General features: G+C 63.8%; 12 protein-coding genes. 5 read left to right on the top strand and 7 right to left on the bottom strand.

The genetic code is table 11. From position 1 onward, the window contains the following. The first annotated feature begins 40 nt into the window (after window positions 1-40). Window positions 41-1,063, top strand: coding sequence for an NADP-dependent oxidoreductase (locus NO364_RS01320; RefSeq protein ID WP_257628329.1), 1,023 nt, complete (start codon window positions 41-43; stop codon window positions 1,061-1,063). 39 nt (window positions 1,064-1,102) lie between these two features. Continuing rightward, window positions 1,103-2,764, top strand: coding sequence for a TCP-1/cpn60 chaperonin family protein (locus NO364_RS01315; protein ID WP_257628328.1), 1,662 nt, complete (start codon window positions 1,103-1,105; stop codon window positions 2,762-2,764). Window positions 2,765-2,792: 28 nt separating this feature from the next. On the opposite strand, the gene NO364_RS01310 is transcribed toward NO364_RS01315, so the two are convergent. Continuing rightward, complete coding sequence (locus tag NO364_RS01310; protein ID WP_257628327.1) at window positions 2,793-4,382, bottom strand: TCP-1/cpn60 chaperonin family protein; 1,590 nt, start codon at window positions 4,380-4,382, stop codon at window positions 2,793-2,795. A 223-nt stretch (window positions 4,383-4,605) separates the two neighbouring features. Here NO364_RS01310 and NO364_RS01305 point away from each other — a divergent pair, with 223 nt between their 5' ends. Together NO364_RS01305 and NO364_RS01300 are read left to right on the top strand one after the other, a co-directional pair. After that, window positions 4,606-5,469: an MBL fold metallo-hydrolase gene (locus tag NO364_RS01305; RefSeq protein ID WP_257628326.1), complete on the top strand. Its 864-nt coding sequence runs from the start codon at window positions 4,606-4,608 to the stop codon at window positions 5,467-5,469. A gap of 336 nt (window positions 5,470-5,805) precedes the next feature. Further along, complete coding sequence (locus tag NO364_RS01300) at window positions 5,806-6,789, top strand: NAD-dependent epimerase/dehydratase family protein (RefSeq protein WP_257628325.1); 984 nt, start codon at window positions 5,806-5,808, stop codon at window positions 6,787-6,789. Window positions 6,790-6,963: 174 nt separating this feature from the next. Here NO364_RS01300 and NO364_RS01295 read toward each other — a convergent pair whose 3' ends face one another. From NO364_RS01295 to NO364_RS01270, 6 genes are all read right to left on the bottom strand, one after another. Beyond that, window positions 6,964-7,566: a hypothetical protein gene (locus NO364_RS01295; RefSeq protein ID WP_257628324.1), complete on the bottom strand. Its 603-nt coding sequence runs from the start codon at window positions 7,564-7,566 to the stop codon at window positions 6,964-6,966. A 1-nt stretch (window position 7,567) separates the two neighbouring features. Further along, the gene (locus NO364_RS01290; RefSeq protein ID WP_257628323.1) at window positions 7,568-8,671 is read right to left on the bottom strand and encodes a DUF4330 domain-containing protein; all 1,104 of its coding nucleotides are present in this window, start codon (window positions 8,669-8,671) and stop codon (window positions 7,568-7,570) included. Between the two features lie 112 nt (window positions 8,672-8,783). After that, window positions 8,784-10,178: a sulfatase gene (locus NO364_RS01285; protein ID WP_257628322.1), complete on the bottom strand. Its 1,395-nt coding sequence runs from the start codon at window positions 10,176-10,178 to the stop codon at window positions 8,784-8,786. A gap of 55 nt (window positions 10,179-10,233) precedes the next feature. Then, on the bottom strand, window positions 10,234-11,772 hold the full coding sequence (locus tag NO364_RS01280; RefSeq protein WP_257628321.1) for a flippase: 1,539 nt from the start codon (window positions 11,770-11,772) through the stop codon (window positions 10,234-10,236). A 47-nt stretch (window positions 11,773-11,819) separates the two neighbouring features. Next, the gene (locus tag NO364_RS01275; RefSeq protein ID WP_257628320.1) at window positions 11,820-12,662 is read right to left on the bottom strand and encodes an FkbM family methyltransferase; all 843 of its coding nucleotides are present in this window, start codon (window positions 12,660-12,662) and stop codon (window positions 11,820-11,822) included. Window positions 12,663-12,747: 85 nt separating this feature from the next. Further along, complete coding sequence (locus NO364_RS01270) at window positions 12,748-13,689, bottom strand: glycosyltransferase family 2 protein (protein ID WP_257628319.1); 942 nt, start codon at window positions 13,687-13,689, stop codon at window positions 12,748-12,750. A 151-nt stretch (window positions 13,690-13,840) separates the two neighbouring features. On the opposite strand from NO364_RS01270, the gene NO364_RS01265 reads away from it, so the two are divergent. After that, the gene (locus NO364_RS01265; protein ID WP_257628318.1) at window positions 13,841-14,965 is read left to right on the top strand and encodes a glycosyltransferase; all 1,125 of its coding nucleotides are present in this window, start codon (window positions 13,841-13,843) and stop codon (window positions 14,963-14,965) included. The last annotated feature ends 34 nt before the right edge of the window (window positions 14,966-14,999 follow it).

Here is a 14,999-nt window from a genome sequence, read left to right as displayed (position 1 = left end):
CGGACGGAAGGTATCTCCGTCACGGCCCCGAAGTCCACCCATGCGAGAGACGAACCGACGGTGGCACCTGGCGAAGCGACCCACGGGCGAACCGGACGCCGACTGTTTCGACCTGCGGGAGGGCGAGCGACCGACGCCGAACCCCGGCGAACTCCTGGTGCGCGTGCGCTACCTCTCGGTCGACCCGTACATGCGCGGCCGGATGCGTGACACGGCGTCGTACGCGGAGCCGTGGGCCGTCGGCGACCCGCTCTCGGGCGGCGTCGTCGGCGAGGTGGTCGAGAGCGGGAGCGACCGGTACGGACCCGGAGATATCGTCGCGGGTCGCGGGTCGTGGGCCGACTACGCCGTCCTCGACGCCGACGACGCGACCGACGTGGATCCGTCGGTCGCCGGCCTCCCGGCGTACCTCGGCGTCCTCGGGATGCCGGGGCGGACGGCCTACTTCGGCCTGTTCGACGTGGCCGAACCGCGGGCGGGCGAGACGGTCGTCGTCTCCGGGGCCGCGGGCGCCGTCGGGTCGACGGTCGGCCAACTCGCGGCGCTCCAGGGCTGTCGCGTCGTCGGCTTCGCCGGCACCGACGAGAAGGTCGACTGGCTCGTCGACGACCTGGGTTTCGACGCGGCGATCAACTACGCCGAGACCGACGACTACCGGGCGGCCCTCGACGACGCCGCGCCCGACGGGGTGGACGTCTACTTCGACAACGTGGGGGGACCGATCACCGACGCGGTGTTCACGCGCCTCACCGTCGACGCCCGCGTCGCCGTCTGCGGACAGATCGCCCACTACAACGACGAGACGGTGCCGACGGGGCCGCGGAAGCTTCCCCAACTCATCGCGCCGCGGGCGACGGTGCAGGGGCTCCTGGTGAGCGACTTCGCGCCCCGCTTCGAGCGGGCGTCCCAGCGCCTCCGGGAGTGGGTGGCGGCCGGCGACCTGCAACACCGCGAGACGGTCGTCGAGGGGCTGGAACACGCCCCCGAGGCCTTCCTCGGCCTGTTCAGCGGCGACAACGTCGGCAAGCAGGTGGTGCGGGTCTCGGCTGCGGCGTCGAGCTAGACACCGACAATTAATCACCGTCGACGGCGAGAGGCCGGTATGGCCGTTCAGCGAAGCGACGACGCCCGCCTCGACGACCGGGATCGGAACGACTGGACGCTCCGCGACGAGGACGCCCGCGAGTACGTCCGGGGAGCCGTCGACGCGACGGTGACGCTCGTCGAGTCGACGTACGGACCGACGGGGATGGAGAAACTCGTCGGCACGACGGACCGACGGAACCGGGACGACCTACGCCGGATCGACGACGCCGGACGGCTCTTCGAAGCCATCGAGAGCGGCGACGGGTTCGGACATCCGGTCGCGGCGCTGTTCGTCGACGGCGTCGACGGGATGCGGAACCGACTGCACGACGGGACGACGGCATCGGTCCTGCTCGCGGGGGCGCTGATGGACGAGGGGTTCGACCTCGTCGAGCGGGGACTCGCGCCCAGTAGCGTCATCGTCGGGTACGGCATCGCCCGCTCGCACGCCGGCGAAGTGCTCGACGAACTCGCCCGCCCCGTCGACGCCGACGACGAGGAGACACTCGCCGACGTCGCCGCGACGACGATGACGACGGCGCTCGACCGGGACGTACGCCGGGACCTGTCCGCGCGCGTCGCCGCGACCGTCCGCCGGCTCGGCGACGCGGGCGACGGCGACTGGGTCAACACCGACCACGCGAAGGTGCTCGCGGCGCCCGGCGTCGAGACGCGGACCGACGACGGACTGGTGTTGTCCCGTCCGGCGGACGCCGGTCCGACCGGCCGGGGCGTCACGGAACCGATCACGGACGCCCGGGTGGCCATCGTCGACCGGGAGATCGACTTCGAGGAGACCGCGAGCGTCCTCGACGGCGGCGAGGGAGTTCACCTCTCCTCGCCGCAGGCGGCGACCCGCTACCGGACCGAGTTGGCGGCCCGTATCGACGCCGCGGCCGAGCGCCTCGTCGAAGGCGGCGTCGACGTCGTGGTCTCACAGGAGAAGCTCGACGAATCGGTCGTCACGGCGTTCGAGCGGGCGGGCCTTTCGGTCGTGGACAAGGCCACCTACCCCAAAGAGGACGTCTACCGGCTCGCGACGGCGACCGGCGGGACGGTCGTCTCGAACCTCGACGACCTCACGCCGGATCACCTGGGGCGGGCCGAGCGGGTCGAGGAGCGACGGGCCGGCGACGAGGTCTGGACCGTCTTCGACGGCTGTCCGGGTCCCGTCGCCACCCTCGTCACCGGCGGGGCGACCCAGGCGGAGGTACAGCGGCGGAAGACGGCGGTCGAGGACGCGTTCGAGACCGTCGCCACGGCCGCCATCGACGGCCAGGTGTTGCCGGGGGCGGGCGCGCCGGCCGCGGCGGTCGCCGCCTCGCTCCGCGAGGGCGCGACGTCGGTGAGCGGCCGCGAGCAACTCGCCGTCCGCGCCTTCGCCGACGCCCTCGAACGACTCCCGGCCACCCTCGCCCGCAACGCGGGCTACGACCCCGTCACCGCCGTGACCGACCTGCGGTCGGCGCACGCGTCGGGCCCCACGGCGACGGGACTGAGCGCCGAGACGGGCGAGCCGATCGACGCGTGGACGGCCGGAATCGTCGAACCGCGACGGGTGTTCTCCCAGGCGGTCGAGACGGCGGCCGCCATCGTCGAGCAACTGCTCACGATCGACTCGGTACTGTATCCGAACGTCGAACTGTACAGCTACACCCCGCGCCCGGAACGCGAGTAGTCGTCGGTCGGCCGCCCGTCGTCGCCGGTTACGGGGCGCCGTCGCGGGCCGCCTCGGCGTCGGCGTCGGCGTCGGCCGACTCGGTCTCGGGCTCTATCTCCTCCTCGTCGCCGAGGTCGGTCGCGTCGAGTCGCTCGTCGATCCGGATCAGTTGGATCGCCGCCTCGGCGGCGGTCGTCAACACGGCCGCCTTCAGCGACGCGGGTTCGACGACCGGCGACTCCCCGAGGACGTCCGCGGTCGTCCCCGCGAGGACGTCGATCCCGACCGCGTCGCGGCCCTCGGTGCGGGCGACGCGCAGCCGGACCTCCGCCTGCCCCGCGTCGACGCCGGCGGTGGCCGCGAGCGCCCGGGGGACGGAGAGCAGGGCGTTCCCGAAGCCGTCGGCGGCGAGTTGTTGGCGGCCGGAGAGCGACCGGGCCGCCCGGTCGACGGCGCGCGCGGCGGTCGCCTCGATGGCCCCGCCGCCGGGGACGACACGCCCGTCGCGGGTGGCCGCGGCCGTCGCGGCGATGGCGGCCTCGACCGAGCGCTCGAAGGCACGGACCGTCCGCGGGTCGGGCGCCCGACAGAACAGGGTGTGGGTCGGCTCGCCGGCGTCGGACGTGACGAACGTCATGTCCCGGCCGGCCTTGCGCCGGACGTCGACGTCGCCCGTGCCGAGCGTCGCCGCCGACACCTGCTCGAGCGTCGGGACGACCGTCGCGCCGGTCGCCCGCGCCACGCGGTCGACGACGTCGGCGTCGACCCGGTGGACGCCGAGGATCCCCGCCGCGGCGAGCGCCGACTCGACGCGCTCGTTGATCGCCCGCTCGGTGATCACGACGCCACAGCCGGCGTCGACCGCCGCCGCCAGCCGCTCGTCGAACGCCTCGGACTCGCGCTCGCGCAGCGCCTCGCGGTCCTCGAAGGAGTCGGCGTCGAGCGTGACGCGGCGGCTGACACGGCCGAGTTGACTCCCCGCGTGTGGCACGTCGACCGTCGAGGAGAGGACGGCGATCCCCGTCCCGTGTTGGGATCGGGGCATGGATTCGAGGACCGGCCCCCGCTCGATCACGACCCCCGACACGAGGTCCGTCTCGGCCGTCGCGCCACCGGTTCGGGAGACGACCTGAACCCGGTCGCGTGCCTCGGGGCCCGCCTCGGCGACGGCGTCGGCGACCTGTGCCGAGACGGACCGCCGGACCGCGGGGTTCCGGGTCGCCGTGAGGGCGGTCCTGGCGACGTCGTCCGGTTCGTACGCCGAGAGCGGGTGGGCCGCGCCGTCGACCGCGTCGAGCGCGACGTCCAGCCCCTCGCGGAACCCGCGTTCGATCGCCGTCGGGTGGAGGCCGCGTTCGACGAGGCGGTCCGCCTCCCGGAGGAGGGCACCGACCAGCGTCACGACGGTCCCCGTGCCGTCGCCGTAGGCGTCGTGGAAGTCCGACGCGGCGGTGTCCAGGAGCGTGACGGCCGGATCGGACACGTCGAATCGATCGAGTAGCTCCGTCGACGAGGCGGTCGCCGTCACCGTGCCGTCCCGCTGTATCAGCAGTTTGTTCGCCCCGAACGGACCGAGAGCGGTTTCGACGACGTCACAGACGGTACGGACGCCGGTAACCAACTCCTCGTTGACCATGCACGCCATCGTACCCCGCGGGGTGAATAATGTGTCGTATCGGTCGGCCGTACGGTCGGCGACCGTGTGGCACGCGAACCGCCGAACACACGATCGAGAGGGGATTCCACGTGCCGAGCGCGGCACAATCCGTGGGATAGCAGTCGTGTCAGTGGGGATCCGTCGTCCACGTGGGCGGTGGGATCGTCAAAGGAATTATCCCCGCAGTCGTGGTGTTCGGCGTATGATTCACGCCACGTGGGGCGACTGGTTCGTCCGCGAGGAGATCGAGGGGACCGACCCCGACGAACTGATCCTGTGGTATCTCGGCTGCAACGGGTTCGTCCTCCGGTCCCCCGAGGCCACCGTCTACATCGACCCGTACTTCGGCGACGGCGATCCGCCGAACCTCGTCCGCATGATCCCCGTCCCCCTCGATCCCGCCGACGCGACCGAGTGTGACGCGGTGTTGGCGACCCACGAACACATCGATCACATGCATCCGCCGTCGTACGGCCCGCTCGTCGAGGAGTTGGGTGCGGACGTGTACGCGACCACGGCGGCGTACGAGGAGCCCGACTACGACGGGGAGATGCGGGTGCCGAACGAGCGGAAACACGTCGTCGAACCCGGACGCACGTTCACCGTCGGCGACCTCACGATCCACGCGGTGGCGGCCAACGACCCGGACGCCATCGCGGAGGTGGGCTACGTGGTCGAACACGACTCGGGGACCTTCTTCCACGGCGGCGACAGTCGGCCGGCGCCGGAGGCCTTCGGGACCGTCGCCGACTCGTTCGACGTCGATGTCGGCGCCCTCGCGTTCGGCTCCGTCGCGAACACCTACGACCCCGAGACCGACACGGTCGAACGGAACCGCTGGTACATGGACGAAAATCAGATCGTCGAGGCGGCCACCCAACTCGAACTCGACCGACTCCTCCCGACCCACTACGACATGTGGCGCGGGTTCGGCGCCGATCCGGGCGCGCTCGGCCACCACGCCGCCTCGTTTCGGTATCCCCGGGTGATCGAACACGCGGTCGTCGGCGACCGCTTTACCGTCGCCGAACCCGGACGCGTACAGGCGCGGGCGCTGCGCGAGTAGCGGGGCCCGAGAGGGGGAGAACCGCGATGGGGAGTGAGGCGGTCGACGGTCCGAGTGTTCCGGACTGTCGGCCGACCGCCGCAGCGGCGAGGGCCGGTAGTCCGCGGCGTTTCGTGTCTCGACGCCGGCCTGTCGTACGAGGTGCCGGTCAACGTCGGAGACACGTTCACACCACGGGTGACAATCCGATCCGTCGACGGGGAGCGGGGGCGTCCGCTCGCCCGGCAGGTGGTGGGAACGGCCCAGCCGACCCCCGTCGATCCGTACGGCGATCAACGGGCGCGATTCGCCAGATCAGCAACAGGCTTTTGCTACTATTCGAGGATGAGGAGAACGATGCAGACACTGGTCACTGGGGGCGCAGGGTTCATCGGTGGACACCTCGCGGAACGGTTCGTCGAAAAGGGACACGACGTCGTCGTCCTCGACAACCTGAACGAGTTCTACGATACGGGGCTCAAGGAGCGAAACGTCGCTGTGGGCCGGGAAGCGGCCGAGGGCGGAGGCAGCTACGAGTTCGTCGAAGGCGACATCCGGGACGAGGAACTCGTCACCGGCCTCGTGGCCGACGCAGACTACGTCTTCCATCAGGCCGCCCGCGCGGGCGTCCGGTCGAGTGTCGCGGACCCGCGGCTCTACGACGCGGTGAACGTCGACGGCACGCTGAACGTCCTCGATGCGGCACGCGACCACGATGTCGAACGCGTCGTCGTCGCGAGTTCCTCCTCCGTGTACGGCAAACCGCGCTACCTCCCCTACGACGAGGACCACCCGACGACGCCCGTGAGTCCCTACGGCGCATCCAAGCTGGCGAGCGAGCGCTACGCCTGCGCGTACGCCGAGGTGTACGACCTGCCGGTCGTTGCGCTTCGCTATTTCACCGTCTATGGCCCGCGGATGCGACCCAACATGGCGATCACCAACTTCGTCTCGCGATGCATGAACGGGAAGCCGCCCGTCGTCTACGGCGACGGCACCCAGACACGCGATTTCACCTACATCGACGACGTGGTCGAGGCGAATCTGACGCTCCTGGCGACGGACGCCGCCGATGGCGAGGCGCTGAACATCGGGAGCACCGACAACATCGAGATCAGGACGCTCGCTGCGGAGGTACGGGACCGGATCGACCCCGACCTCGACTTGCAGTTCGCCGACCGCCACGACGCCGACGCCGACCACACCCACGCCGACACCACGAAAGCGCGGACCCTGTTGGACTACGAGCCCAGCCATACGATTCGCGAAGGCGTCGGGAAGTTCGTCGAATGGTACCGGGCGAATCGGGAGTGGTACGAGCCGCTCGTGTTGAACTCCTGAGCGGCCGGCGGCGAGCGACGGGGACGCGAAACCGTCCGTCCCAGTAGCCGGCGACGAGATACTCCCCACCGAGGCGGACGGCGTCCCGGACGTGTCGATCCCACGATTCCGACCCGATACTGCCGGCAGGGCGTCGATTTTGGTCGTGTCGGCGGTGCGAGTACGGGAACGCGCTCACTCCGGTGGCTTCCGTTCGTCCACATCCACCGAGCCGTCGTCACCGGTGTCGGGTGGTTCGAGCGCGGCGGCGACGAGTCGCCCCACCCGCGACTCGACGAGGTCGGCCCACGACGCGGTGACGCGCGTGCCCGCGAGTCCGGCGACCGCGAGCGCCACGAGGACCGCGGTCGACACGACGCCGAGCGCCCCCAGCACCGCCCCCGCGAGGAGTCCGCCCGCACAGCCGAGTGCGACGGCGGCGCCGAGCAGTCGGACCGGCGCCGCACGGAACTCCCCGAGCAGGCCGCGGGCGAGCGCGACCGCTCCGGAGGACGTGGCCGCCGCGTCGAATCCCTCGACCAAGCGGTCCACGACCGCGACGAACGGGCCGACGGTGTACGTCTCCCGGAGGTCGATCACGATCACTTCGGGGTCGGGCTCGGCGGTGAGCCAGCGGTAGACGAAAGAGTCGGTCACGACGCGGCGCGTCCGCGCGGCGAGACGTTCGGTCCGTTCCCCTCGACCGACCCCGGCGAGGCGGTCGTCGAGGGTCGCGACGATCCGCGAGTCGGCGACCGCGGCGGCGAGTCGCGACTCGGCGTCGTCGGAGTGGCTCATCTTATCGCACCTCCACGACCGTCGCCTCGACGGTCACGGTCCCGAAGTCGAGGGCGATCGTTCGGCCCTGTCGGAGCGTCTCGCCCTTGAACCGGAGCCCGGCGTTCGTCTCGCGCACCCGCAGATCGGCGGTCAGCGTCACGTCCTCCTCGACGGGGTGATCCCGGCGGTAGACGTCCCCGTCTTGACTCGTGAGTACCATCGTCGCCGGCTCGACGGCGACGCTCGTGAGTTCGGCGACCGTCTCGTCGCGGACGCGCTCGGCCAATCCGCTCCGGAGCCCGTCGGCCAGATCGGGGTCGGCGTTTTCGATCTCCAGTCGGACGGTGCGGGTCGCTCGCTCGCCGCGTGGCTCCGTGGCGCCCACGCGGACCACCTCGCCCTCGAAGGCGTAGGCGTCCGTCTCCAGCGGGAGGCTCACCCCCTCCCGGACGGGCGCACCGGCGAACCGCTGCCCGTCGCTCGCGCGGTAGGTGCGGTACGTGACGCCGACGTGGGCGGTCACCCGCCCCGGTTCGCCGGTTCGATAGGCCTCGACCGACCGCACCGTCCCGACCGTCCGACCGTCGATCCGGTACTCGTCGCCGCGTCGGATCGCGTCGACGTTGGCGGCCGAGACCGTCGTCCGCAGGAGGACGTCCGTCTCGCCGACGGGGAGGTCAGGGGTCGCTGCGTCGACGGCGGTGATGGTGCCGCCGGCGGCGTAGTCGGGGGTCGTGAGATCCAGATCGCGACCGACGCGGAGGGGGTCGCCGCCGTAGGTGACGGTGTCCTCGCCATCGAGCGTGCCGTTGATTCGGACGCGGGCGTAGAGGTGACGACCGTCGTCCGCCGCCGTGGCGTAGACGTCGGTGATGGTGAGGTTCTCCGCGTCGTCGGGCCGGATCGTGTCGCCTTCGGTGATCAGGGTGGCGACGTAGGCCGGCTGGGTGCCGAGGTCGAGGGTGGCGTAACGGGTGGCGGTGGCGGAGGCGGTGTCGTCGGAACCGGACGAGAGGACGAACGCGACGCCCGCGACGACGACGGCGAGGGCGACGAGGACGACGAGGGCGTCGACGAGGTTGACAAGGCCGAAGAGGTTGCCGTTGTCGTCGATTAGGTTCACGACGGATCACCGTTTGGCATCGTTGTACAGAAAACTATCAATTGATATAATATTTCCGCAGGCGTGAGACGGCGTGAGACGAACTCCTGGACGAACGTTGGTCTGACATCCGTTAGATGTATCCAAGGTCTTCGAGTTGCTGTTGAACTCCTTCACTGAAACCGTCCGTCGACTGGGTCGCGAGGGGTTCTTGGGACAGATGCTCGTCAAGCACGGTTCGCAACTCGGCAACTCTCTCGGGTCGGTCGTCGCTCAGATCATTCGTTTCGCCCGCATCCGTCGAGAGGTCGTACAGTCGAACGTCGTCGCCGGCGACGACCAATGTGTCCGTGCCGTCACGAACGAGCGATAGTTCGGTATCGTACTCGTCGTCGTACGAGAAGGGACGTGCGACCTGGTCACGGAACGATTCCAGCATGGATTCGGGAGCTCGGTAGTGGGCAAAGATCCGCCGGTTGTCGTTCGCGTGTTGCTCCTGCAAGGATACTCGGTCGAAGTCAGTCGACGGCTCGACCCCAGCAACGTCAAGGACCGTCTTGAACACGTTCGAGAGACTGACGGAGGCGTTCGATCGGGTCGCGGCGAGCGGATTCGTGCCGTGAGGCCACTTCACGAACAGCGGGACGTGAAGCAGCTCGTCTGCGAGGGAGAAGTGGTGGCCGATGAGGTCGTGCTCACCGAACAGTTCGCCGTGGTCGCCCACGACGACGATGAGCGAGTTGTCGAACTCGTCGGCGCGTCGGAGATCGTCGAACAGAGTGGAGATTCTGTCGTCCAGATACCGGATTTCGGAGTCGTAGAGATCGACGAATCCGCGCATCTGTTTCGGTGAGATCGACGTTTCCCCGGCGAAGTACTTGCCACGTTGCGTGTATATCTCGCGCTGTTTGATCAGCAACCGCATGACCGACTGGCCGACGTACTGTTTGTGATACGGCCGCCTCGGATTGTACAGGTAGTGTGGTTCCATCAGGTGAAAGAACGCGAAAAACGGCGATTCGTCGCGGGAACCGGACGGGCCGTCGAGCCGCTTCCGAAAACGCCGAATCGAGTCGTCAGCACCGCTATCCTGCATGGAGAACAGCATCTCCAGTCGGTTGAGATTCCGTTCGACGAATCCGGACGAGATATCTTGGTTGAATATCTCGATGACCTCGTCGAACGCGTCGGTGACGCCGCCGTTCGTCAACCAGCCGTTGTTCAAGAAGGCAACCGTGTCGTAGCCCGCATTCGAGAGGTGAGCTGCGAGCGTGTGTTCCGGGTCGATACGGAGTCCTTTGTCGTAGAGCCCGTGTCGGATCGTCGGGAGTCCGGTAAAGAGTGACGTGTGTGAGGGGAGCGTCCACGCCGTCGTCGCGAACGCGTTCTCGAAGACGGTCACGTCCGAGCGGTCGGCGAATTCGGTGAGCGCTGGAGCGGTATCGCGGGCGTATCCGGCGGTCGGGAGGTGATCGGCACGGAGACTGTCGAGTGAGAGGAGGAGTACGTTTGGCGGTGACGCCGACATACCCCTATCTTTTGGGCCATCCTATTTATTTTTCAACATTCTTACAGCCAGGAAATCAGGGAATACGAGACGACAGTCCGCGTACGGCTTCGTGTATTGCGTCCTTTTCGCTCCGTATGAGTAGCCCGCCGAACCAAGCGAGTAGAATCTCGGCAGTAACGAATACGGCTGCAAAGAGCACCATCGTGACGGAGAGGTTGATTCGTCCGATCGTCATATCGCCGATGGTAGAATCGATCAAGAGGAAAATCAGGACGCTCACGACACCCAAACTCACCGTCCCTGTGATGTACCGTTTCGAAAACGGGTGAATGGAAACGAACGAGTAAACCAAGAAAATCTGGACGGTATTCATGAAGAGTATGCTCAAGAACGTACCGACGGCAGCGCCGACGACGCCCAATTCTCGAATGAGCACGTAGCTCAACCCCACGTTCGCGATCGTCGTTACCGCGGTTACGACGAAATCGACGCGCGTACGGTCGATTGCCCGGAGAACCGCTGCTGCCGTTCCCATTCCGGTCCGAAAGAGAACATCAACGGCGAGGATGATCAGAACGACGGAACCGGGGGCGTATTCCGCCCCGAAGAACAGTTCGATGAGTTCAGTTGGATAGTATATCATCGTGAGAAGAAGGGGAAAGGCGAGAAGCGTACTCCATTTCGTCGCTCGACGGTACAGATACTCCATCCCCTCCCGATCGTCGTTATCGTACCGACGAGCCATACGCGGCGTAAACAGATACGTGATCGAAACCAACGCGATCATCCCGAGTTGAGAGATGACGTATCCGACTCGGTAGTAGCCGACGGCAGAGGACGCGAGCAAGGCGCCGACGAGCACGATATCGGTATTACCGAGCAGCCGACGCGTCGCGTTCTTGAACGCAAGCGGCCACGAGTACGAGAAGAGTCGACGAGCGTCCTCGCCGAATCGGTCGAGGGCGGTGACTCGCGTGAGCTTCGTTTTGAGGAGGTAGATCGCGTAGCCGCCGGCGAATAGACTACTCAAAAGATATTGTCCGAGATAGAACGACAGAAAGATCAGCATCCCGGCGTTCTGCCAGATAGCGACGCCGAGCGCGCCGAACGCGATGAGTTTGTTCAGTACGTCGTCGGAGAGCACTTTCGGCAGGGAGCGGTCGTAGCCGCGCATGATTCCGAACGAGAGTTGTGAGACGGGATAGGCGATAGCGAGCGGCGCCAGTAACTCGAGCCACCCCCACTGAGCGCGTGAGACGCCGAACGGTTCGACGAGCGCGAACGGGATGGCGTATATCGTGAAGACGCTAGTACCGAGGACGACGGCAAGGATGACGACCCCCGACACGACGATCCGAAACGCGGACTCGGTGTCGCCGCGTTCGTCCAGAATGGAGAGGTAGTAGGTGAAGCCCTCCGGGATGCCGATGAGCGCGATGCCTCCGATCGTGAGCAAGATAGTGTACGCGAAAATCGCGGCACCGAACTCCGCGGTGGCCAGTTCGCGGGCGACCGCGATCTCCGCGAAGAGGGTGATCGCCTTCGAGAAGAGCATTCCCGCCCCGACGACGGAGGCGCTGGCGAGGATGCCGCGGAAACCATGATCAGACATGATAAATTTCGAACGGATGAACGTTATTCCGGATTATAAACGAGATACTAAACGTCTTGTTTATGTGCACGTAAGAAAATTTGATTGCCCCGTTGCCCCATCTCTGAAATTTCAAACCCACACTGAGTGAGCAAAGAACGAACATCCGATTCAGATCCGCCAAAATCAGATATTTTCTCTGGATGTACCTCCACATACACCAAACGGCAATTATCACGGAGTGTCGTTTGAAGACCTTGGAGTACTAAGTGCTCGGCCCCTTCTACGTCAATCTTCACGACCGTTGGCTTTGGTAATCCGTATCTTTTAATTAGAGAGTCACCCTGAGATGTTTCAACCTCGATCGTCTGTCCACCACTGTCCGTCGCAATGGCATGTTCACCAGCCCCGGTCGCATCATCTGAAAGCATAAACTCAACAGTGTCATTGGTATCCGAAAGCGCGACCTGCACAGTCTCTGCACTAAGACCATTCAATTCGAGATTTTGACGGAGTCGGTTTGTATTCGAAGTGACAGGTTCAAATGAAATAACTTGACCAGATTCGAGTTTAGATGCCACAAAGCACGTATATGTTCCAACGTTAGCGCCAACATCGTAAAAAATATCATCTTTTTGAATAGATATCAAAACATCTTCCAGAATGGCTCGTTCACCAACAAGATCACGAAATCGTAGATATTCGTGGAGGGTGGTCGTATGAAATTCTACGGAGATATCTAGGATACGATGTTCAATAATATCATCAGAGATTAAATGTAGAAGATGCCAATATAGATATGAAAGTGGTTTATTAAGCCCCGTTTGACGGATCGCACGGCGGACCCATCCAGAGTACAATTTAGATCGTATCTTCTTTAGTTGACTGACTATTTTTGCCCGATACGACATGACGTACAGATATAATTAGTCAGCACATAAAAATGCAGGTTGAGCTAACGGGACTTTCTGCCACTGTCTTCTGAACACCATAGTATTAATTCAGCTTCCGAACAAGGGCGCGCCTCAATCGCCTTGCCGGTTCATACGTCCTTTTGCCACCAACAGCAAAGACGAGATACAGGTATGGCTCAACTGCGAACGGGTTCATACGAATCGAGCGGCGCAAGAACCGTTTTCCTTCGTCGTATTTGGCGTTTGAGAGTGCGGAGTAGCCAAGACGAAAGTTCAGATTTGCTAGCCACTTCCTTTTAAATGTCCACCCATATTCATCAGCGAGTGGACGGTATTTGTCTATTAGTAACGGTACTGTCGTGTTTTTCTTTCGTTCGAAGTTGTCGCTGATCTGCTCGCCCTCATTATGCCGAATCACCAGTGGGTCTGGAATAGCGCGGACCTCGTACGACTGTACAACACGGATATAGAACTCCCAATCTTGCCATGAGGGAAATCTCTCATCCAACTTTCCGACTGCCTCGGGGACTTCGCTGCGGACCATTATAGATGAAAAGGTCCCGATGAAGTCGTCAAGCAAGAGACGCTTTTTGATATTTCTGGGAGTTTCTGGTCTCGTCACTCCGTTTATTTTTCCGCCTGAATCTCTCTGTTCAATACCAGTATAGACCAGACCAAGCTCTTCTGATGCTGATTGAAATACTCTCACTTGCTGATCAATCTTTGTTTTCCTCCACTCATCATCGTCATCAAGGAAAGCAATGTATTCCCCCTCAGCAGCATCAATCCCCGTATTGCGAGCAGCGCTTCCGCCTCTGTTCTCATCGTGTCGGATGATTTGGATCGAGGAAGACGGGAGATCTTCGACTGTTAGAACTTCACGAATCGGGGGAGAGGAGTAATCGTCAACGACAATAATTTCAATCGCAGAATACTGTTGATCGAGGACGCTTTGGAGCGCACGTTCGAGTTTCCGGGGGCGATTATATGCTGGGATAACAACGGAGACGAGCGGATCAGACATTTTGTCGTCGTGTAGACTACACGCGCTAAAAATCTTACCTCACTAATGGGAAATCATCGGTGTCGAAAAGAACGTGCAGCCAAACACGCGGCCTCAGTTTTGCGAAAAGTTGATTGCCGTGTTCATCTGACAGATACTAAGATCGATTCCATTGATCGACATTGCATTCATCATCGGGAACCTGAACAAGGAACACGGCGGAGCCCAACAACTGCTCTTCGACATCTGTCGCCACCTCCCTGACTCGGAGTTCGAGACGACCGTCTACTACATGTTCGGCGAGGGAACGTTTCGGGAGGAGCTGGAGCAACACGGCACGACCGTCGTCGACCTCGGCGCCTCGTCGAACTACGACCTCGGTGCGTTCTATCGCCTGATCGGGCATCTCCGCCGGTCGACACACGACATCCTGCACACCAATTCGCCGATTTCGGGCGTGTGGGGGCGAACTGCTGGACGGGCAAGTAGAATCCCTCACATCGTCAGCGTCGAACACAACGTTCACTCGGGGTATTCGAGATTCACGCGAACGGTAAACGGGGTGAGTTTACCGCTCGCCGATGTCGTCGTCGGCGTCACCGGTGCAGTGTCCGACTCGTATTCGGATTGGGAGGAATGGCTCCTCGGCGATACGACGAAGCGGAGAACCATCCACAACGGGGTCGACGTGGATGCGATAACAGCGACGTTCGATCGCTCCGACGAGGTCCTTGACCAGTACACGCCCTTCTCCCCATCGGATTGTATTATCGGAACAGTGGGAAAACATCTGGAACAGAAGGGGTTCTCGTATATAATCCAATCCTTCCCAGAAATAAAGCAAGAACGCGAGGACGCGAAGCTCCTCATCTTAGGGGATGGACCGCTACGTGAGGAGCTGGAGACGGCGGCAAGAGAGACGGGATACGACGAGGATATTCACTTCACGGGGTACGTCCCAGAGGTGTATCCCTTCCTCCCGAACTTCGACGTTGCCGTCTTTCCCTCGCTGTGGGAGGGGTTCGGCCTCACGGTCGCCGAGGCGATGATCGCCAAGCGGCCGGTCGTCGGTACGACCATCCCCGCGTTCGACGAGGTCATCGGGGACACCGGACTGCTCGTCAAGCCCGAAGACCCGTCGGCGATAGCAACCGCAGTCGTTCGCCTCCTCGAAAATCCGGAACTTCGTCAGGAACTTGCGGAACAAGGATACAAACGGGCGATACACCGGTTCTCGATCCGACAGACAGTTGATAAATACGCTGACCTTTATCGAGAATTAGCGCCCTCCTTGTGAACGACTGTCAAGGAGAACCAATTATTATCCATCA

This window comes from Haloplanus salinarum, from assembly GCF_024498175.1.
Lineage (GTDB): Archaea > Halobacteriota > Halobacteria > Halobacteriales > Haloferacaceae > Haloplanus > Haloplanus salinarum.
This window is presented reverse-complemented; position numbering and strand designations above follow the sequence as displayed.